This window comes from Pseudomonas sp. GR 6-02, from assembly GCF_001655615.1.
In the GTDB taxonomy this organism is placed as follows: Bacteria; Pseudomonadota; Gammaproteobacteria; order Pseudomonadales; family Pseudomonadaceae; genus Aquipseudomonas.
In genome coordinates, this window is sequence record NZ_CP011567.1 from 4,739,164 (window position 1) to 4,757,717 (window position 18,554).

Genomic DNA, 18,554 nt, shown 5'->3' on the forward strand with positions numbered 1-18,554 from the left:
ATCAGCCGATGCGTTCGAAAATCTTCTCGATTTTTTCTTTCAACGCCTGGGCTGTGAAGGGTTTGACCACATAGCCGTTAACACCGGCCTGGGCCGCTTCGATGATTTGCTCGCGCTTGGCTTCGGCGGTCACCATCAGCACCGGCAGGTGCTTGAGCCTTTCATCGGCGCGCACCGCACGAAGCAGGTCGATGCCGGTCATACCGGGCATGTTCCAGTCGGTAACCAGAAAATCGAAGTTACCGCTTTGCAGCATCGGCAACCCGGTCAGCCCGTCATCGGCTTCGGCGGTGTTGGTGAACCCAAGGTCACGCAACAGGTTTTTTATGATCCGCCGCATCGTTGAGAAGTCATCAACGATGAGGATTTTCATGTTCTTGTCCAATTCGACCTCCAAGCAGTCTTAAACGCGCCCAGCACCTGGACGCGCCATTTCAATCAATCCGGCAAAGCACTCAATGACTGTCTGGAGCACAACAGATCGAGACCGGTACGGTTCAACACCACACCAGCTCCATTCGCAGTGTCCCCACACTGCCTTCAGCGCGCTCGCCACTCCCCCAAACGCCCCCGCAAACGGGCCGCGCACTGGCTGTGTAACTGGCTGACCCGCGACTCGCTGACCCCCAGGACCTCACCGATTTCCTTGAGATTCAACTCTTCGTCGTAGTACAGCGCCAACACCAGTCGCTCACGCTCCGGCAAATTGGCAATCGCGTCCGCCAGCGCCGCCTGGAAGCGTTCATCTTCCAGATCGCGTGACGGCTCGAGATGAGCACTCGCGCCATCCTCATGCAGCCCTTCGTGTTCGCCGTCCTGCAACAGATCGTCGAAACTGAATAACCGGCTGCCCAGGGTGTCGTTCAAAATCCCGTAATAATCGTCGAGACTCAATTGGAGTTCGGCCGCAACTTCGTGATCTTTAGCGTCACGGCCGGTTTTAGCTTCAATCGAGCGAATCGCGTCGCTGACCATGCGGGTATTGCGGTGGACCGAACGTGGCGCCCAGTCCCCCTTGCGCACTTCATCGAGCATCGCGCCGCGGATTCGAATGCCCGCGTACGTCTCGAAACTCGCGCCTTTGCTGGCGTCGTATTTGGTTGATACTTCAAGCAGGCCGATCATCCCGGCCTGGATCAGGTCTTCGACCTGGACACTGGCCGGCAGACGCGCCAGCAAGTGGTAGGCAATGCGTTTGACCAGTGGCGCGTAACGCTCGATCAGCTCGTACTGCGCGTCACGTGCCGACTGCTTGTAGAGGTTGTAACCGCTGGCTGTCATAGCACGGGTCCTGCAGTTTGTTGCACGAGGCGCTCGACGAAAAACTCCAGATGTCCACGAGGGTTGGCCGGCAGTGGCCAGGTATCGACTTTCTGCGCAATGGCCTTGAACGCCAGGGCGCACTTGGAACGCGGAAAGGCTTCATACACCGCGCGTTGCTTCTGCACGGCCTTGCGTACGCTTTCGTCGTAAGGCACTGCGCCGACGTATTGTAAGGCGACGTCGAGGAAGCGATCCGTGACCTTGGTCAACTTGGCGAACAGGTTGCGGCCTTCCTGCGGGCTCTGCGCCATGTTGGCCAGGACGCGGAAGCGGTTCATGCCGTAGTCGCGGTTAAGCAGTTTGATCAGCGCGTAGGCGTCGGTGATCGAGGTCGGTTCGTCGCACACCACCAGCAAGACTTCCTGCGCGGCGCGCACGAAGCTGACTACCGAGTCACCAATGCCCGCAGCGGTATCGATCACCAATACGTCGAGGTTGTCGCCGATATCACTGAACGCCTGGATCAGGCCGGCATGCTGGGCCGGGCTCAGATGAACCATGCTCTGGGTGCCGGAGGCGGCCGGGACGATGCGGATACCGCCAGGCCCTTGCAACAGCACGTCGCGCAGCTCACAGCGGCCTTCGATCACGTCGGCCAGCGTGCGTTTGGGTGTCAGTCCCAACAGAACGTCGACGTTCGCCAGCCCCAGATCGGCATCCAGCAGCATGACGCGCCGGCCGAGCTCAGCTAGAGCCAGGGACAAGTTCACTGACACGTTAGTCTTCCCGACGCCACCTTTGCCGCCGGTCACCGCGATCACCTGTACGGGATGCATGCTGCCCATGTTATTTCTTTACCTTGTCTTACTTAGACGGAGGCCACATTACTGGCTGCGCGTTCACCATCGGAACAATGCATGGCAGACCATCGATGTAGGTACAAAAAATGTTCATTAACACCTCAGCCAACCTGCTTGGTCGGGCTGTGGTAAATATCAGCGAACATGTCAGCCATGGCTTCTTCGCTGGGTTCTTCCTGCATTTGTACGCTAACGGCGCGGCTGACCAACTGATGACGACGTGGCAGATGCAAATCATCCGGAATCCGTGGACCATCGGTCAGGTAAGCCACCGGCAACTCATGACTGATCGCCAGGCTCAACACCTCGCCCAGACTTGCCGTTTCATCCAGTTTAGTCAGGATGCAGCCGGCGAGGCCGCAGCGTTTGTAACTGTGATAAGCGGCAGTTAGAACCTGTTTCTGGCTGGTGGTTGCCAGGACCAGATAATTTTTTGATTTGATGCCGCGCCCGGCCAGGCTTTCGAGCTGCATCCGCAGTGCCGGATCGCTGGCCTGAAGGCCGGCGGTATCGATCAGCACCACGCGTTTGCGCAGCAAGGGCTCCAGCGCCTGCACCAGGGATTGACCTGGATCGACGTGGGTCACCGACACGTTAAGGATCCGGCCCAGCGTCTTGAGCTGTTCCTGGGCACCAATGCGATAGCTGTCCATGCTCACCAGCGCGATGTTCTGCGCGCCGTACTTGAGCACGTAACGGGCCGCGAGCTTGGCCAGTGTGGTGGTCTTGCCCATGCCGGCGGGTCCGACCATGGCAATCACCCCACCCTCTTCCAGCGGCTCGATTTCCGGGGTAGCGATCATCCGCGCCAGGTGCGCGAGCAGCATGCGCCAGGCCTGACGAGGCTCTTCAATGTCGGTAATCAGTGCCAGCAGATCGCGCGACAACGGGCCGGACAGGCCGATGCGTTGCAGGCGACGCCAGAGGTTGGCCTGGGCCGGACGGCTGCCTTGCAGCTGATTCCAGGCCAGCGAGCCAAGCTGCACTTCCATCAGTTCACGCAGGCTGTTGAGCTCGAAACGCATCGAATCGAAGGCGCGCGGATCGACACCGGTCGCCGCAGCAGGCGCGGGGGCCGGACGCCGAGGTTCGGCGAGCGCCGGTTCGATCAGCGGTTCGGCGGCGGTCAACGGCAGGCCGGCGAACAACTGGCGATTGGTGGTCTTGTCGCTCTCGCCATCGCCGCGCAGGCTCAGTTCGGCCTGGGCGGTGACGATCCGCGACTGGGTCTTGCGCAGCTCATCCTCGAGTTCCATGTTCGGAACACGCGGGGCCAGCGCCGACAATTTGTAATCCAGGGCAGCCGTCAGCTCGACACCGCCGGCGATCCGGCGATTGCCAATGATGGCGGCATCAGCGCCCAGCTCATCACGAACCAGTTTCATGGCCTGACGCATATCGGCGGCGAAAAAACGCTTAACTTGCATAAACCACTACCTCAGCCGTTGGGCCCTACTGTCGCAACGATGGTCACTTGCTTGTTGTCAGGAATTTCCTGGTAAGCCAACACGTGCAAACCCGGCACTGCCAGCCGACCGAATCGCGAGAGCATCGCGCGAACCGGACCGGCCACCAGCAGAATCACCGGCTGACCTTGCATTTCCTGACGCTGCGCCGCATCGATCAACGAGCGTTGCAGTTTTTCCGCCATGCTTGGCTCCAGCAGAACGCCCTCTTCCGAGCCTTGTCCTGCCTTCTGAAGACTATTGAGCAATATTTGTTCCAACCTTGGTTCCAAGGTGATCACAGGCAGCTCCGACTCAGTGCCTACAATGCTTTGCACGATTGCACGGGATACGCCGACGCGCACTGCGGCCACCAAAGCGGCGGTATCTTGACTCTTGGCGGCGTTGTTCGCGATGGCTTCGGCGATGCTGCGGATGTCCCGCACCGGCACCTGTTCGGCCAGCAACGCCTGCAAGACTTTGAGCAGTTGCGACAGCGAAACCACCCCCGGCACCAGCTCTTCGGCCAGCTTCGGTGAGCTTTTGGCCAGCAACTGCATGAGTTGCTGGACTTCTTCGTGGCCGATCAGCTCGCTGGAGTGCTTGTACAGAATCTGGTTCAAGTGGGTCGCCACCACCGTACTGGCATCGACCACGGTATAACCGAGGGATTGCGCCTGGGCACGCTGGCTGATTTCGATCCACACCGCTTCCAGGCCAAAAGCCGGATCTTTGGCGGTGATGCCATTGAGCGTGCCGTAGACCTGACCCGGGTTGATCGCCAGTTCGCGCTCCGGGTAAATCTCCGCTTCAGCCAGGATCACGCCCATCAGGGTCAGGCGATAGGCGCTAGGCGCCAGGTCGAGGTTGTCACGGATATGCACAGTCGGCATCAGGAAGCCCAGGTCCTGGGAGAGCTTTTTACGCACCCCCTTGATCCGCGCCAGCAACTGCCCACCCTGGTTGCGATCCACCAGCGGAATCAGGCGGTAGCCCACTTCCAGGCCAATCATGTCGATCGGCGTCACGTCATCCCAGCCAAGCTCCTTGGTTTCCTGAGCCCGGGCCGGTGACGGCAGCAACTCCTGCTGACGCTTGACCTCTTGCAGGGCCTGAACCTTGACCGCGTTCTGCTTCTTCCAGAACAGGTAAGCGCCACCGGCCGCCAGGGCTGCCATGGACAGAAAGGAGACGTGTGGCATGCCGGGCACCAGGCCCATCACCGCCATCAAGCCTGCGGCCACCGCCAAGGCTTTCGGCGAGGCGAACATCTGACGATTGATTTGTTTACCCATGTCTTCCGAGCCGGAAGCACGGGTCACCATGATCGCGGCGGCGGTCGACAACAGCAGTGATGGCAATTGCGCCACCAAACCGTCACCGATGGTCAACAGCGCATAAACCTTGCCGGCATCACCAAAGCTCATGCCGTGCTGGAAGATACCCACCGCCATGCCGCCGATCAGGTTGATGAACAGAATCAGCAGACCGGCGATGGCATCACCGCGCACGAATTTGCTGGCACCGTCCATGGAACCGTAGAACTCGGCCTCCTGGGCGACTTCCATCCGGCGCAGTTTCGCCTGGTTCTGATCGATCAGGCCGGCGTTCAAGTCGGCGTCGATCGCCATCTGTTTACCGGGCATCGCGTCGAGGGTGAAACGCGCGCTCACCTCGGAAATCCGCCCGGCGCCCTTGGTTACCACGACGAAGTTGATGATCATCAAAATCGCGAAGACCACGATACCGACCACGTAGTTACCGCCGATCACCACTTCACCGAAGGCCTGGATCACCTTACCGGCGGCGGCATGGCCGTCCTGACCGTGGAGCATCACCACCCGCGTGGAGGCCACGTTCAGCGCCAGTCGCAGCAATGTCGCCACCAGCAGAATGGTCGGGAACACCGCAAAATCCAGCGGCCGCAAGGCGTACACGCAGACCAGCAACACGACGATGGACAAGGCAATGTTGAAGGTGAAAAACACGTCCAGCAGGAACGGCGGCACCGGCAACATCATCATGGCCAGCATGACCAGCAGCAACAGCGGCACGCCCAGATTGCCCCGACTGAGGTCGGCGACGTTTGTGCGGGCACTGTTGATTAACTGAGAGCGATCCACCGGTTTTCCCCGTTCCTTTAAAGCAAACTTTTGACGCCTGAAGCAGGCGCAGGGCGGCTATTGCAAGAAGCCTTCCAACTTTTGCCAAGGAGGGAAATAGATAGATTTGTTGAGCCCGGGGTAGCAGCTGCCGAGCTACGCGAGGCTGCGTTCGGCTGCGCAGCAGTCGCAAATCCTTTGCGAGGACTGCGTCCTCGAACGCAGCCTCGCGTAGCTCGACAGCTGCTACGAACAAGGTGGATCAGAGGCGGGACATGACATCGCTCAAGTTCACTGCCCCACCATTCGTCCAAAGACCTGCACAGCCGTAAGTTTTGATAGTAGCCAAAACGGCCTTATGGGTATTGGATGGTGATCATCAGCGTTGGTAATACCAAGCGCCGGAGCAGCGATCATGCCCAAGAAAGCGGTCAAGTCATTCAACGATGCCAAAGGCTTCGATCTGGTTGCGCCCAAGCAACAGGACGACAGGAAGAAACAGGAAAACAGTATCGCGAAAGAGCCCGGCAATGAAAAAGCCAATAGGCGGCATCAGCGCCCGTAGGCGCTGTCGAAGGCGGCGATCTTTTTGATTTCAGAACCGTAGACCCAGTCAGGAATCGCGACGCAGATCCGGCGGAATCGGCAAATCATCCTTCAACGGATCCGGACGCTTGCCCTTGCCGGCGCGGTACTGGCGGATCTGATAGACGTACGCCAATACCTGAGCCACCGCCAGATACAGCCCGCCTGGAATTTCCTGATCCAGTTCCGTGGAGTAGTAGATCGAACGCGCCAGGGCGGGCGATTCGAGTAACTGCACTTGGTTGGCCACGGCGATTTCGCGGATCTTCAAGGCCAGGAAGTCGCTACCCTTGGCGATCAGCATCGGCGCACCACCTTTCTCCGGATCGTACTTGAGCGCCACGGCGTAGTGGGTCGGGTTGGTGATGACCACGTCGGCGTCGGGGATCGCGGCCATCATTCGCCGCTGCGACATCTCGCGCTGCAACTGGCGAATGCGTTGCTTGACCTCCGGCCGCCCCTCCTGATCCTTGTGCTCGTCACGCACTTCCTGCTTGGTCATCAGCAGCTTATTGTGGCTTTCCCAGAGCTGCACCGGCACGTCGACCGCCGCGATGATGATCAGCCCGCAAGCCATCCACAAGGTGCTCCAGCCGACCACTTGCAGGCTGTGAATGATCGCCATGTCCAGCGGCTCATGAGCGATGCGCAGCAGATCGTCGATGTCCGACGACAAGACCGCCAACGCCACGAACAACACGATGAAAAACTTCGCCAGAGCCTTGAGCAGCTCCACCAGCGCCTTGGCCGAGAACATTCGTTTCAGCCCTGCGGCAGGATTCATGCGACTGAACTTGGGCGCCATGGAGCCAGCCGCAAACAGCCAGCCCCCCAGGGAAATCGGGCCGATCAGCGCGGCCAGCAGCAAGGTGATCATCACCGGCTGAATCGCGAACAAGGCGATCTGTCCCGAATGCAGCAGATAAGTCGCCATGGAGCGCTGATCCAGAATCACCTCTCGCGAGAGCGAGAAGTTCATGCGCATCAGCTCCATCAAATCCTGGGCCAGGGCGCCACCAAAAATCAGCAGCCCACCGGCGCCGGCGAGCATGACCGCCAGGGTGTTGAGCTCCTTGGAGCGCGCAATCTCACCCTTCTCACGGGAGTCCTTTTTGCGTTTCTCCGTGGGGTCTTCTGTTTTGTCCTGACCGCTTTCGCTCTCAGCCATGACTCAGCGCGCCTGTGCCAGTTCGCGTAACAACTGCAAGGCCTCGGCGGCCAGCGGTTGATACTGATTGAGAATGTCCGCCAGGCCGACCCAGACGATGAACAGTCCAAGTACCAGGGTCAGCGGGAAACCGATCGAGAAGATGTTCAGCTGCGGCGCCGCCCGGGTCATCACGCCAAATGCAATATTGACCACCAGCAACGCGGTGATCGCCGGCAGCACCAGCAACAGCGCCGCACCAAGCACCCAGCCGAGCTTGCCGGCCAGTTCCCAGAAATGATTGACCATCAACCCGCCACCGACCGGCAGCGTGGTGAAGCTTTCAGTGAGGACTTCGAACACCACCAAGTGGCCGTTCATCGACAGGAACAACAGCGTCACCAGCATGGTGAAAAACTGCCCGATCACCGCCACTGACACGCCGTTCGTAGGGTCGACCATCGAAGCGAAGCCCATGCCCATCTGGATCGCGACAATTTGCCCGGCGACCACGAACGCCTGGAAGAACAGTTGCAAGGAGAAACCGAGAACCGCACCGATGATGATCTGCTCGGCAATCAGCAGCATCGCACTCAAGTCCAGCGCGTTGACCGCGGGCATGGGCGGCAGACCCGGTGCGATGACCACAGTGATCGCCAGCGCGAAGTACAAACGCACGCGTTTGGGCACCAGCGTCGTGCCGAAAATCGGCATGACCATCAGCAACGAGCCGATGCGAAACAGCGGCAACATGAACGTCGCCACCCAGGTGCTGATCTGGGTATCGGTCAGTTGCAGCAGCGACATGGCTTAACCGATGACCTGAGGAATGCTGTGGTACAGCTGAAGAATGTATTCCATGAAAGTCTGCACCAGCCATGGGCCGGCAACGATCAGCGTCACCAGCATCACCAACAGACGCGGCAGGAAGCTCAGGGTCTGTTCGTTGATCTGCGTGGCCGCCTGGAACATCGCCACCAACAGCCCCACCAGCAAGCTCGGAATCACCAGCACGGCGACCATCATGGTGGTCAGCCACAGCGCTTCGCGAAAGATGTCCACGGCAACTTCGGGCGTCATGGTGAAACACCGCCGAAGCTGCTGGCCAACGTGCCGATGATCAACGCCCAGCCATCCACCAGCACGAACAGCATGATTTTGAACGGCAGGGAAATGATCAGTGGCGAGAGCATCATCATACCCATCGCCATCAGCACACTGGCCACCACCAGGTCGATGATCAGGAACGGAATGAAGATCATGAAGCCAATCTGGAACGCGGTTTTCAGTTCCGAGGTCACGAACGCCGGCACCAGAATCGTCAGCGGCGCCTGATCCGGCGTAGCAATATCAGTGCGCTTGGACAGGCGCATGAACAGCTCCAGATCGCTGCTGCGAGTCTGGGCCAGCATGAAGTCCTTGATCGGCACCTGAGCCTTGGCGACAGCATCCTGAGCGGTGAGTTTCTCCGCCAGATACGGCTGCAAGGCATCCTGATTCACCCGATCGAACACCGGCGCCATGATAAACATGGTGAGGAACAGCGCCATGCCGGTGAGGATCTGGTTCGACGGTGTCTGCTGCAAGCCCAGAGCCTGACGCAGGATCGAGAACACGATGATGATCCGGGTAAAACTGGTCATCAGCATGACGAACGCCGGGATGAAACTCAGCGCCGTCATGATCAGCAGGATTTGCAGGCTGACCGAGTATTCCTGGGCGCCATTGGCATTGGTGCCCAGGGTGATCGCCGGGATCGACAACGGATCGGCGGCGAACGCCAGTGGCGCAGCCAGCATCAGGGCCAGCGTCAAGACGATGCGTAACGCACCCATTACTTCTTATCCTTCTGATCCTTGCCAAGCATCTCCAACAGACGCTGGGCAAACTCCGGAGTCGCTTTCTCGGTTGCGCCCGGCACTTGTACCGGCTCCTTGAGCACATGCAACGCGGTGATGGTGCCGGGGCTCAGGCCGAGCAGAATCTGTTCGTTGCCGACCTGTACCAGCATCAAGCGGTCACGGGGGCCGAGGGCTCGGGAACCGATCAACTCGATCACTTGCCCCTTGCCCGCCGGGCCGGCCTGCTGAACCCGGCGTAGCAGCCAGGCGAGGAAGAAGATCAACCCCAACACCAGCAGCAAGCCGAACACCAATTGCGTCAATTGCCCGGCCACACCACTGCTGACAGCTGGCGCGGCGGCCGCTGTCGCAGCAGTCGTCACCGACTCGGCCGCCAGCACGCTGGATGGCAAGGCCAACAGAACCGCAAGAACCTTGTTCACTCAGCGCAGCTTCTTGATGCGTTCGCTTGGGCTGATCACGTCGGTCAGGCGGATGCCGAACTTTTCGTTGACCACTACCACTTCGCCGTGGGCGATGAGCGTGCCGTTGACCAGCACGTCCAGCGGCTCGCCGGCCAGGCGATCGAGCTCGATCACCGAACCCTGGTTGAGTTGCAGCAGGTTGCGGATGTTGATGTCGGTGCTGCCGACTTCCATGGAAATCGACACCGGGATATCAAGGATCACGTCCAGGTTCGGACCGTCCAGCGTCACTGGATCGTTGTTCTTCGGCACGCTGCCGAACTCTTCCATCGGCAGACGGTTGGAGCCCGACGTACCGGCATCGGCCGCCAGCAGCGCATCAATGTCAGCCTGCCCGGCGTCACCGGTCTCTTCCAGGGCCGCAGCCCATTCGTCGGCCAGTGCCTGGTCGTCCTGGGCGTTCATATCGTCGTTCATCATTTGTCCTCGGCGGGCAACAATTCAGTTAAATGCGTAGGGGGTACGAGCGCCGGTCAGCGGCGCTCGATCGGCTCGATCACTTGCAACGCGAGGTTGCCTTTGTGCGAGCCCATCTTGACCTTGAAGGCCGGCACGCCGTTGGCGCGCATGATCATTTCTTCCGGCATCTCGACCGGGATCACGTCGCCGGGCTGCATGTGCAGGATGTCGCGAAGGCGCAGCTGGCGGCGGGCAACGGTGGCACCGATCGGTACGTCGACGTCCAGCACGTCCTGGCGCAAGGCGTTGATCCAGCGCTCGTCCTGATCGTCGAGGTCCGACTGGAAGCCGGCATCGAGCATCTCGCGCACCGGCTCGATCATCGAGTACGGCATGGTCACGTGCAGGTCGCCGCCACCGCCATCGAGTTCGATGTGGAACGTCGACACCACAATGGCTTCGCTCGGCCCGACGATGTTGGCCATGGCCGGGTTCACTTCCGAGTTGATGTACTCGAAGTTCACTTCCATGATCGCCTGCCAGGCTTCCTTCAAATCGACGAAAGCCTGTTCCAGCACCATGCGCACCACACGCAGTTCGGTGGGGGTGAATTCACGCCCTTCGATCTTCGCGTGACGGCCGTCGCCGCCGAAGAAGTTGTCCACCAGCTTGAACACCAGTTTGGCGTCGAGGATGAACAGCGCGGTGCCGCGCAGCGGCTTGATCTTGACCAGGTTGAGGCTGGTCGGCACGTACAGCGAGTGCACGTATTCACCGAACTTCATCACCTGCACGCCACCGACGGCAACGTCCGCCGAGCGGCGCAGCATGTTGAACATGCTGATGCGGGTGTAGCGGGCGAAACGCTCGTTGATCATTTCCAGCGTCGGCATGCGTCCACGGACGATGCGATCCTGGCTGGTCAGGTCGTAGCTTTTGACACTGCCGGGCTCGGCAGCGTTATCGGTCTGTACCAGACCATCGTCGACGCCATGCAACAGCGCATCGATCTCATCCTGGGACAGCAGGTCCTGCACGGCCATGTCGTGTTCCTACTGCAGTACGAAATTAGTGAAAAGCAACTGTTCGATCACCACTTTGCCCAGCTCTTTCTGCGCCACTTCCTGAACGCTGGCCGTGGCTTTCTGACGCAACATCTCCTGGCCGACCGGGGTCGCCAGCGTGGCGAAATCCTGACCGGAAAACAGCATGACCAGGTTATTGCGGATCACTGGCATGTGGACTTTGAGCGCCTCCAGATCAGCCTGATTACGCCCCTGCATGGTGATGCTCACCTGCATGTAGCGCTGACGGCCGTTCTGGGTGTAGTTGGCCACGAAGGCTGGAGCCATTGGCTCGAAGATCGCCGGCTGCTTGCCGACCACAGCGGTTTCAGTCGCGGCGGCAGGCTTGCTCTGGGCGCCGTGCATGAAGAACCAGGTCGCCCCCACGGACAAGCCGATCGCGAGCAGCAGGGCCACGACGATCACAATGATCAGCTTGATTTTGCCTTTGGTTGCGGGGTCTTTTACTACTGCTTCACTCTTCGCCATGCCAATAATCCGTCACTATTCGGGTTTTCACAGTCGCACGGCAAGGCAAGAGCAAGTGTTATGCCAGAAGTGTCTGGGGCTATGTGGAGGCGGCAGGCAGGCAACGAAAATAAAAAGATCGCAGCCTTCGGCAGCTCCTGCATTTGGATGGTGTACACCCGTAGATACAAGGAGCTGGCGAAGGCTGCGATCTTTTGAGGGGGCGTCCTGATTTATCAGGCGTAATAATCGACCGCGCTGGTGCCGATCACGCTGGTGGTGTTGGCGGCCACATCAGCGACCGTCGCAGGAAGCTCTTCATCCATCGAATCGAGGCGACCGCCACTGGCATTGGTGCGCCCGCCCTGCCCCTGTTGAGCCTGTTCCTGCCCCTGGCCCTGCCAGCCACGGGACTGATCGGAAACGTTGACGTCGACCTGGCCCATGCCCTGCTGCGCGAACATGTCTCGCAGGCGATGCATTTGCCCGTCGAGTGCTTCGCGAACGCTTGGGTGAGCGCTCATGAAGGTCACTTGGGTCTGCTGATCCGGAACCATGTTCACCCGAATATCGAGGCGTCCCAGTTCGGCCGGTTGCAACTGGATATCCGCCGCCTTGAGATTGGCGCTGGACAGGTACATGACCCGGTTGACCACCTCTTCGGTCCAACCGCTCTGATGCATGGCGATCGGTTGGTTCACCGGCAATGCATTGGCAGTCTTGGGTGTTGCCGCTTGGGTCAGAGCCGCCAGACGATTGGCGAAGTCATCGACACGGGTGTCGCTGCTGGCGGACTTGAGATCCTTGAGGCCGTCATCGATCAGGCCACTGAACGCCTTCTCGCCGCCCTGGCTGGTGCTGTCCTGATCAGCCTGCACGTCGAGCATGCTCGCCATGCCTGCAGCAAAGTTCTGTGCCGAGGTCAGCTCGCCGTCGACGTGAGCCTGAGTCGGCGCCGCTTTTGGCTGAGCCTGGCTGGCGGCCGAAACGTGCCCGCTCTGCTCCAACGCCATACGCACGGCCGGCAGCGCATCAAGAGGATCGGCTTCGGGATCGAAATCAGGATCGGTGGTCGCAGCGGCCGGCGTCGCTGTTGCGGTAACGGCGGCCGCGACGGGTGCTTGTACGGTTGACTGCACAGCGGCGACAACCGGTGGGGTTTCCGGTACAGGGGCTGGCAGCACCGGCTGCACCACTTGCATCAACGCCGGATCGAGGGCTGGATCGAGGGCTGGATCGACAGGCGCGGTATCGACTACCGGCGTCGTCGGCTCAGCGGTATCCGGCGCGTCATCGCTGGCGGTCTTGTCATCGGCCTGCGCCGGTTTATCGGCGGGCAAGGATTTGCCGCTATCGGCAACCGTCGGTTCCTGGGCGGCAGACGAGTCGTTGCCCACGTCCTTTTTGCCAGTGTTGTCCGAGGCTTTGTCACGTACAGGTTTAGCCGATCCGTCCGCCGTAGCCGAAGGCTTGTTCTGGGCTTGATTGGCGTAGACCTCAGCGAAGCTGGACGCCTTGTCCCCGGGCTCAACCGTCGACGCCGGTGTATTGGCGGACGCGGCTTGAGTCTTGGCCGCAGCAGCGGCCTGAATAAGAATGTTGGGGGTAACGGGCATGGAACGGTCTCCGCTGCACTGGGATCGTAGGTACAGTTGAGTGAGTTGACTGCAAGGGTCGAGCCAGCTTTGTTCGCTGGCCGCCAAAAGCGCTGGATGGTTGTCTTATTCAGCCAGGGAACGTTGGCGCTCTGCCTCAAAAAGCGGTCGAACAATCGCGAATTCGCCGTCGATCTCTCCAACCAGCGCTTCTATGCCTTCGAGTTTTTTCTCTTTGGCTCGCTGCTCCAGCTCATGGCACAGCTCAGCCAACCGAGTCGCGCCCATGTTGCTGCTGCTGCCCTTGAAACTGTGCGCCGTGGCACCTAACCGATCGGCATCGTCAGCCTTGCGCAGCAAGCTCAATCGCTCTTCGGAATCGCTGAGAAAGGTATCGAGCAATTCTGGATACCCATCCTCCATAACTTCTTGCAACGCGCTCAGCACGTCACGATCCAGATGTGTGTTGTCCACTTGTTCACTCCTTTGATCAAGAATGCCCGGGATTATGCCTGAGCCTCCCAGAAAAACTCCACGCGAGCACTGCGCCCATTATCGGACCAGCTCGCATGATGACTCAACTGTCGGATCAAACTGACTCCACGTCCCGACAAACGGACATCATCGACGGGACGCTCCATCACCCGCACCACATCGAAGCCCTTGCCACTGTCTTCGACTCGAACAGTCAGGCAACCACCTTCGCCTTTGGGCGTCACCTGCAAATGTACCCGCACATAGCCGTCCTGCAATTCGTCCAGGCGCGCACTGCGCTGCTGATAATAACGCGCAAAACCCGAAGCATCGCGCTTGAGACTCGAATCCAGACCTAGCACGCCATGCTCCAGGGCGTTGGAGTAAAGCTCTGCCAGCACACTGTAGAGCGCACCACTTTGAGCGCGCAGGCCGTGCACCTCAAACAGCAATTGCAACAGGTACGGCAGCGGGTTGAAGCGTTTGAGGGTGGCGGCGCGAAATTCGAAACTCACCGACCAGTCCAGCGGGCAGGACTGACCGCTGTCGGAATATACCGGTGCTGGCGGGCTCAGTTGCGCCGCATCCAACAGGCTGACCTCAACCATGCTCACGTCATCGCGAGCCTCGCCGCGAAAGTCCCGCAGAGCCTGCTCGATTTCTTCGAACAGCGCATCGGGCTGACGATTGGCTGCAAACACCTGCTCCAATCGCTCTACGCCAAATAACTGCTCATTGGCATCGCAAGTATCGATCACTCCATCAGACAACAGGAACACCCGATCCCCGACAGCCATCGGGAACACCTCGGTGCGGTCATCGAAGGTTTGCGGGCTCAGCACACCCAGCGGCAAGTGCCGTGCCGTGAGCGCTGTACGCTCGCCGCTGGTGGCGTTGTGCAAATAGCCGTCCGGCATCCCGCCGTTCCAGACCTCCACCGACCCTCGCTGAAAGCTCAGGCGCAGCAGGGTCGCGCAGCAGAACATGTCGACCGGCAGGATACGTTTGAGTTTGGCGTTCATCTCGCGCAGGGTTTCGGACAAGCCATAACCCTTGGCGGTCATGCCATAGAAAACTTCGGCCAACGGCATGGCACCGACAGCGGCCGGCAAACCATGGCCGGTGAAATCACCGAGCAACACATGCATGTCGCCGACCGGGGTAAACGCGGCCAGCAACAGATCACCGTTGAACAGCGCATAGGGCGATTGCAGATAACGGATGTTCGGCGCATTCAGGCAACCGGAGTGGGCCACCTTGTCGAACACGGCTTTGGCCACTCGCTGCTCGTTGAGCAGGTAATCATGGTGCCTGGCGATCAGGTCGCGCTGCTCCAGCACCGTGGCCTGCAAACGCCGCAGGCGGTCCATTGCCTTGATCTTGGCCGCGAGGATCACCTGGTTGTAAGGCTTTGCCAGAAAGTCGTCGCCCCCGGCCTCCAGACAACGAGCCAGGGCTTCGCTTTCGGTCAGCGACGTCAGAAAGATGATCGGCACCAGGGTTTCGCCGGCCAGCGCCTTGATCTGCTGCGCAGCCTCGAAGCCATCCATCACCGGCATCATGGCGTCCATCAGCACCAGGTGCGGCCGCTGCGAGCGAAACGCCTCGACCGCCTCGGCGCCATTACTGGCTGTCAGCACTTCATGACCCTGACGACGGACGATAGTCGACAGCAGCATACGATCGGCCGCACTGTCTTCGGCGATCAGAATCGTCAGCGGCTCGAGCGGCTGCATGACAGTCAACTGATGTCGAACAGCTTGTCGAAGTTGGAGATGGCGAGGATTTTCTTCACATCGCTACTGCTGTTGACGACACGAATATCGGAGTTGTCGCCACCGGCGTGATCGCGCAGCAAAAGCAACATGCCCAGCGCCGAACTGTCGAGATACGTGGCGTCCTTCAGATCTACGACGATGGACTCGGGTTTCTGGTTGAGTCGCTCGTAGGACTCACGAAACTCCTGATGACGACCGAAATCGAATCGCCCCTTAACCGAAATCGTCAACTTTTGCCCATCCGGGGATACTTCTGTAACGACTGACATTTCACGGCTTCCTTGTCATTGGCGAACGTACGTGTACAAGGTTTAGCACTTGCCGGGGGCTGGGGCAAGGTCAAAAGATCGCAGCCTTCGACAGCGTCTCCGGAATCAGGTTTGCATGCACCCGTGCAGGTGCTGCCGCAGGCTGCAATCCTTTGAAACCAACACTCAATACGAATCCTGACGCGGCAACCGCTGGGACAATTCATCCAGCAACTTCTGCTCGCGCTTGTCTTCCAGTTGCCGTGCCTCATCCATGTAGCGCTGAACCAGTTTGCGCAAGCCTTCGACCCGGGCAAATGCCTGTTGCCAGGCTTCTCGGGCCTTGTTCAGGTTGTTTTGATGCCAGTTCAGGCTCTGGCGCTGCTGGTCGATGGCCGTGCCCAATTGCGCGAGAAAACCCTGATAGCCCAGCAGCCACTGACCCGAAACGCCGCCGCTGCCGCGCACGATCCATTGTTCCTGGTAGTCGAGACGGAAGGCTTCGAGGTCGGCGAGTTTGCTTTCCGCCAAACGAACCTGGCCCTGGAAGTGCCCCAGGCGCTGGACGGCGGTTTTCTCGGCCTTTTCAGCCATGTCCACCACAGGCGCCAGGCGTACCGCGCGACTCGAGGCCATGACCGGTTAACCGCCTGGCGCTGGCGCGAAGACCGAAGCAAGATGGTTTTCGCTGGCGCCCATGCTGATGTTGTCGTTCAAGCCCTGGCGCAGGTACAGGGACATGGCCGGTTGCAGATTGATCGCTGTGTCGGTTTCCCGGTCACCGCCGGGCACGTAGGCGCCGACACTGATCAGGTCGCGGCTCTGCTGATAGCGCGACCAGTATTGCTTGAACATCTGCGCGTGGTTCAGGTGTTTGATACCGACCACCGACGGCATGACCCGACTGATGGACGCTTCGATGTCGATGGCCGGGTAATGCCCTTCCTCGGCCAGACGCCGGGACAGCACGATGTGCCCGTCAAGCACGCCCCGCGCCGAGTCGGCGATCGGGTCCTGTTGGTCATCGCCTTCAGACAATACCGTGTAGAACGCGGTGATCGAGCCGCCGCCCTTTTCGGCGTTACCGGCCCGCTCCACCAGTTTCGGCAACTTGGCAAACACCGACGGCGGATAGCCCTTGGTCGCCGGCGGTTCGCCGATGGCCAGGGCGATTTCCCGCTGGGCCTGAGCGAAACGGGTCAGGGAATCCATCAGCAACAGGACATTCTTGCCCTTGTCGCGGAAATACTCGGCGATCCGCGTGCAGTACATGGCCGCGCGCAAACGCATCAGCGGCGCATCGTCCGCCGGCGAAGCCACCACCACCGAACGCTTGAGCCCTTCTTCACCGAGGATGTGCTCGATGAACTCTTTAACTTCTCGACCCCGCTCACCGATCAGCCCGACCACGATAATGTCGGCCTCGGTGAAACGGGTCATCATGCCCAACAACACACTCTTGCCGACGCCGGTACCGGCGAACAGCCCGAGGCGCTGACCGCGACCGACCGTCAACAAACCGTTGATGCAGCGAATGCCCACGTCAAGCGGCTGGCTGATCGGGTCACGCTTGAGCGGGTTGATGGTCGGGCCGTCCATTGGCACCCAGTCTTCAGCCTTCATCCCGCCCTTGCCATCCAGCGCACGACCGGCGCCATCGAGCACCCGCCCGAGCATGCTCATGCCCATCGGCAAGCGACCGTTGTCCGCCAGGGGAACCACGCGCGCGCCTGGCGCAATGCCGGCGACGCTGCCGACCGGCATCAGAAACACTTTGCTGCCGGAGAAGCCCATGACTTCGGCTTCGACCTGCACCGGGTGATAGCTGTCATCGTTGATGACCATGCAGCGGCTGCCCATGGCGGCGCGCAAGCCTTCGGCTTCGAGGGTCAGGCCGACCATACGCAACAGGCGACCTTCGAGGATCGGCGCGCCAGCCAGCTCCGTGGCCTCGGCGTAGCTGCCGAGGCGCTTGGCGAAGCTGGTGCGATCAAGGCGCATCGGGATGGTCCAGTTCCGGTTCGACCGGGGTGACGGCAGGCTTCTTGTCGATCGGCAATTCCAGGCTGAGGTCCGGCGCGGCCGGGTGCAACGCCTGATCGTGCAATTGGTCGAACAGCTTGGCCATGACCTGGGTCACACGGGTTTCGATGGTCGCATCGATACGGCTGTGTTCGGTCTCGACCCGGCAACCGCCCGGCAACAAGGACTCGTCCTCGACGATGCGCCAGGTTTCCTCATGGCGCTCGCGCAGGGCTTTGACCTGTTCGAAATCCTGCGGGTTGACGTACAACCGCACATTGCCCACGCCCAGTGGCAAGAGCTTGAGCGCTTCACGCATGACGTGTTCGATCTGCGTCGAGTCGATGGCCAGCTCGCGCTGAATAACCTGTTTGGTGATGTGCTGTACAAGGTCGACCAGCGACTTTTCGATCTGGGTGTCCTGCTCGGCAATGGGCTCGAACAGGTTGGCCATCAACTGTTCCAGGCAAGCGATCTTGGCCGTCAGGGCCACTTCGGCTTCCTGACGGACCTTGAGCGTGGTGCTATGGAAACCTTCTTTCTCGCCAACCGCGAAGCCTTCGTTGTAGGCCTCCTGGCGAATGCTTTCGAGCTCTTCGAGGGTCAGTGGCTGGACTTCCTCCAGCGGCACTTCTTCCATTTCCGGCGGTTCGGGTTCCGGTTCCGGCTCGGGTTCCGGCACAAACGGGTCGAAGCTGGGCAGCGCCCAGACATCGAAACCTGCGACGTTCTTGCCACGGATCAGGTCGGTCTGGGACTCATCATGTTTGGACGACAT

General features: G+C 60.1%; 21 protein-coding genes. 1 reads left to right on the forward strand and 20 read right to left on the reverse strand.

Annotated features, from left to right (window positions below; translation table 11 throughout):
- Position 1: 1 nt before the first annotated feature.
- The 5 genes from PGR6_RS20795 to flhA form a co-directional block, all read right to left on the reverse strand.
- Positions 2-373: a chemotaxis response regulator CheY gene (locus PGR6_RS20795; RefSeq protein WP_167331167.1), complete on the reverse strand. Its 372-nt coding sequence runs from the start codon at positions 371-373 to the stop codon at positions 2-4.
- Between the two features lie 167 nt (positions 374-540).
- Positions 541-1,281 (reverse strand): RNA polymerase sigma factor FliA, encoded by a 741-nt coding sequence (gene fliA / locus PGR6_RS20800; RefSeq protein WP_018925059.1) that lies wholly within the window; start codon positions 1,279-1,281, stop codon positions 541-543.
- Positions 1,278-2,108 carry a flagellar synthesis regulator FleN gene (fleN, locus tag PGR6_RS20805; RefSeq protein WP_003222917.1) on the reverse strand — a complete coding sequence of 277 codons (831 nt, stop codon included), beginning with the start codon at positions 2,106-2,108 and terminating at the stop codon, positions 1,278-1,280. The genes fliA and fleN overlap by 4 nt, the downstream gene beginning before the upstream one ends.
- 116 nt (positions 2,109-2,224) lie before the next feature.
- A complete protein-coding gene (flhF, locus tag PGR6_RS20810; protein WP_064619461.1) occupies positions 2,225-3,550 on the reverse strand; it encodes a flagellar biosynthesis protein FlhF in 1,326 nt (441 codons plus the stop codon).
- Between the two features lie 11 nt (positions 3,551-3,561).
- Positions 3,562-5,691 carry a flagellar biosynthesis protein FlhA gene (gene flhA / locus PGR6_RS20815; RefSeq protein WP_007938653.1) on the reverse strand — a complete coding sequence of 710 codons (2,130 nt, stop codon included), beginning with the start codon at positions 5,689-5,691 and terminating at the stop codon, positions 3,562-3,564.
- A gap of 394 nt (positions 5,692-6,085) precedes the next feature.
- On the opposite strand from flhA, the gene PGR6_RS30255 reads away from it, so the two are divergent.
- On the forward strand, positions 6,086-6,235 hold the full coding sequence (locus tag PGR6_RS30255) for a hypothetical protein (protein ID WP_019648112.1): 150 nt from the start codon (positions 6,086-6,088) through the stop codon (positions 6,233-6,235).
- Between the two features lie 48 nt (positions 6,236-6,283).
- Here the strand turns inward: PGR6_RS30255 and flhB are convergent, their stop codons facing one another.
- The 15 genes from flhB to fliH all read right to left on the reverse strand — a co-directional run bounded on the left by flhB (position 6,284) and on the right by fliH (position 18,554).
- On the reverse strand, positions 6,284-7,423 hold the full coding sequence (gene flhB, locus PGR6_RS20820; RefSeq protein ID WP_018925055.1) for a flagellar biosynthesis protein FlhB: 1,140 nt from the start codon (positions 7,421-7,423) through the stop codon (positions 6,284-6,286).
- Positions 7,424-7,426: 3 nt separating this feature from the next.
- Entirely contained in the window at positions 7,427-8,209 is a 783-nt protein-coding gene (gene fliR, locus PGR6_RS20825; RefSeq protein WP_018925054.1) for a flagellar biosynthetic protein FliR, read from the reverse strand.
- A 3-nt stretch (positions 8,210-8,212) separates the two neighbouring features.
- Positions 8,213-8,482: a flagellar biosynthesis protein FliQ gene (fliQ, locus tag PGR6_RS20830; protein WP_007938648.1), complete on the reverse strand. Its 270-nt coding sequence runs from the start codon at positions 8,480-8,482 to the stop codon at positions 8,213-8,215.
- Positions 8,479-9,237 (reverse strand): flagellar type III secretion system pore protein FliP, encoded by a 759-nt coding sequence (gene fliP, locus PGR6_RS20835; protein WP_007938646.1) that lies wholly within the window; start codon positions 9,235-9,237, stop codon positions 8,479-8,481. Before fliP ends, fliQ begins: the two co-directional genes overlap by 4 nt.
- Positions 9,237-9,686 (reverse strand): flagellar biosynthetic protein FliO, encoded by a 450-nt coding sequence (gene fliO / locus PGR6_RS20840; RefSeq protein ID WP_018925053.1) that lies wholly within the window; start codon positions 9,684-9,686, stop codon positions 9,237-9,239. The genes fliP and fliO overlap by 1 nt, the downstream gene beginning before the upstream one ends.
- Positions 9,687-10,145, reverse strand: a complete 459-nt coding sequence (fliN, locus tag PGR6_RS20845; protein ID WP_007938642.1) for a flagellar motor switch protein FliN — start codon at positions 10,143-10,145, stop codon at positions 9,687-9,689.
- Positions 10,146-10,201: 56 nt separating this feature from the next.
- Positions 10,202-11,170, reverse strand: a complete 969-nt coding sequence (gene fliM, locus PGR6_RS20850) for a flagellar motor switch protein FliM (RefSeq protein ID WP_007938639.1) — start codon at positions 11,168-11,170, stop codon at positions 10,202-10,204.
- 9 nt (positions 11,171-11,179) lie between these two features.
- Positions 11,180-11,680 (reverse strand): flagellar basal body-associated protein FliL, encoded by a 501-nt coding sequence (fliL, locus tag PGR6_RS20855; RefSeq protein WP_064619464.1) that lies wholly within the window; start codon positions 11,678-11,680, stop codon positions 11,180-11,182.
- Positions 11,681-11,895: 215 nt separating this feature from the next.
- Complete coding sequence (locus tag PGR6_RS20860; protein WP_064619467.1) at positions 11,896-13,275, reverse strand: flagellar hook-length control protein FliK; 1,380 nt, start codon at positions 13,273-13,275, stop codon at positions 11,896-11,898.
- Between the two features lie 105 nt (positions 13,276-13,380).
- The gene (locus tag PGR6_RS20865; protein ID WP_018925049.1) at positions 13,381-13,728 is read right to left on the reverse strand and encodes an Hpt domain-containing protein; all 348 of its coding nucleotides are present in this window, start codon (positions 13,726-13,728) and stop codon (positions 13,381-13,383) included.
- 32 nt (positions 13,729-13,760) lie between these two features.
- A complete protein-coding gene (locus PGR6_RS20870; protein WP_064619470.1) occupies positions 13,761-15,464 on the reverse strand; it encodes an ATP-binding SpoIIE family protein phosphatase in 1,704 nt (567 codons plus the stop codon).
- A 5-nt stretch (positions 15,465-15,469) separates the two neighbouring features.
- Complete coding sequence (locus PGR6_RS20875; protein WP_018925047.1) at positions 15,470-15,775, reverse strand: STAS domain-containing protein; 306 nt, start codon at positions 15,773-15,775, stop codon at positions 15,470-15,472.
- A gap of 165 nt (positions 15,776-15,940) precedes the next feature.
- Positions 15,941-16,390: a flagellar export protein FliJ gene (fliJ, locus tag PGR6_RS20880; RefSeq protein WP_064619473.1), complete on the reverse strand. Its 450-nt coding sequence runs from the start codon at positions 16,388-16,390 to the stop codon at positions 15,941-15,943.
- 6 nt (positions 16,391-16,396) lie between these two features.
- Positions 16,397-17,755 carry a flagellar protein export ATPase FliI gene (gene fliI / locus PGR6_RS20885; protein ID WP_018925045.1) on the reverse strand — a complete coding sequence of 453 codons (1,359 nt, stop codon included), beginning with the start codon at positions 17,753-17,755 and terminating at the stop codon, positions 16,397-16,399.
- The gene (gene fliH / locus PGR6_RS20890; protein WP_064619476.1) at positions 17,745-18,554 is read right to left on the reverse strand and encodes a flagellar assembly protein FliH; all 810 of its coding nucleotides are present in this window, start codon (positions 18,552-18,554) and stop codon (positions 17,745-17,747) included. Before fliH ends, fliI begins: the two co-directional genes overlap by 11 nt.

Excerpts from the sequence above, each read along its gene's own strand:
- PGR6_RS20795 (WP_167331167.1), bottom strand. The coding sequence starts at position 373 with ATGAAAATCCTCATCGTTGATGACTTCTCAACGATGCGGCGGATCATA.
- fliA (WP_018925059.1), bottom strand. The coding sequence starts at position 1,281 with ATGACAGCCAGCGGTTACAACCTCTACAAGCAGTCGGCACGTGACGCG.
- fleN (WP_003222917.1), bottom strand. The coding sequence starts at position 2,108 with ATGGGCAGCATGCATCCCGTACAGGTGATCGCGGTGACCGGCGGCAAA.
- flhF (WP_064619461.1), bottom strand. The coding sequence starts at position 3,550 with ATGCAAGTTAAGCGTTTTTTCGCCGCCGATATGCGTCAGGCCATGAAA.
- PGR6_RS30255 (WP_019648112.1), top strand. The coding sequence starts at position 6,086 with ATGCCCAAGAAAGCGGTCAAGTCATTCAACGATGCCAAAGGCTTCGAT.
- flhB (WP_018925055.1), bottom strand. The coding sequence starts at position 7,423 with ATGGCTGAGAGCGAAAGCGGTCAGGACAAAACAGAAGACCCCACGGAG.
- fliR (WP_018925054.1), bottom strand. The coding sequence starts at position 8,209 with ATGTCGCTGCTGCAACTGACCGATACCCAGATCAGCACCTGGGTGGCG.
- fliQ (WP_007938648.1), bottom strand. The coding sequence starts at position 8,482 with ATGACGCCCGAAGTTGCCGTGGACATCTTTCGCGAAGCGCTGTGGCTG.
- fliP (WP_007938646.1), bottom strand. The coding sequence starts at position 9,237 with ATGGGTGCGTTACGCATCGTCTTGACGCTGGCCCTGATGCTGGCTGCG.
- fliN (WP_007938642.1), bottom strand. The coding sequence starts at position 10,145 with ATGAACGACGATATGAACGCCCAGGACGACCAGGCACTGGCCGACGAA.
- fliM (WP_007938639.1), bottom strand. The coding sequence starts at position 11,170 with ATGGCCGTGCAGGACCTGCTGTCCCAGGATGAGATCGATGCGCTGTTG.
- fliL (WP_064619464.1), bottom strand. The coding sequence starts at position 11,680 with ATGGCGAAGAGTGAAGCAGTAGTAAAAGACCCCGCAACCAAAGGCAAA.
- PGR6_RS20860 (WP_064619467.1), bottom strand. The coding sequence starts at position 13,275 with ATGCCCGTTACCCCCAACATTCTTATTCAGGCCGCTGCTGCGGCCAAG.
- PGR6_RS20870 (WP_064619470.1), bottom strand. The coding sequence starts at position 15,464 with ATGCAGCCGCTCGAGCCGCTGACGATTCTGATCGCCGAAGACAGTGCG.
- PGR6_RS20875 (WP_018925047.1), bottom strand. The coding sequence starts at position 15,775 with ATGTCAGTCGTTACAGAAGTATCCCCGGATGGGCAAAAGTTGACGATT.
- fliJ (WP_064619473.1), bottom strand. The coding sequence starts at position 16,390 with ATGGCCTCGAGTCGCGCGGTACGCCTGGCGCCTGTGGTGGACATGGCT.
- fliI (WP_018925045.1), bottom strand. The coding sequence starts at position 17,755 with ATGCGCCTTGATCGCACCAGCTTCGCCAAGCGCCTCGGCAGCTACGCC.
- fliH (WP_064619476.1), bottom strand. The coding sequence starts at position 18,554 with ATGTCGTCCAAACATGATGAGTCCCAGACCGACCTGATCCGTGGCAAG.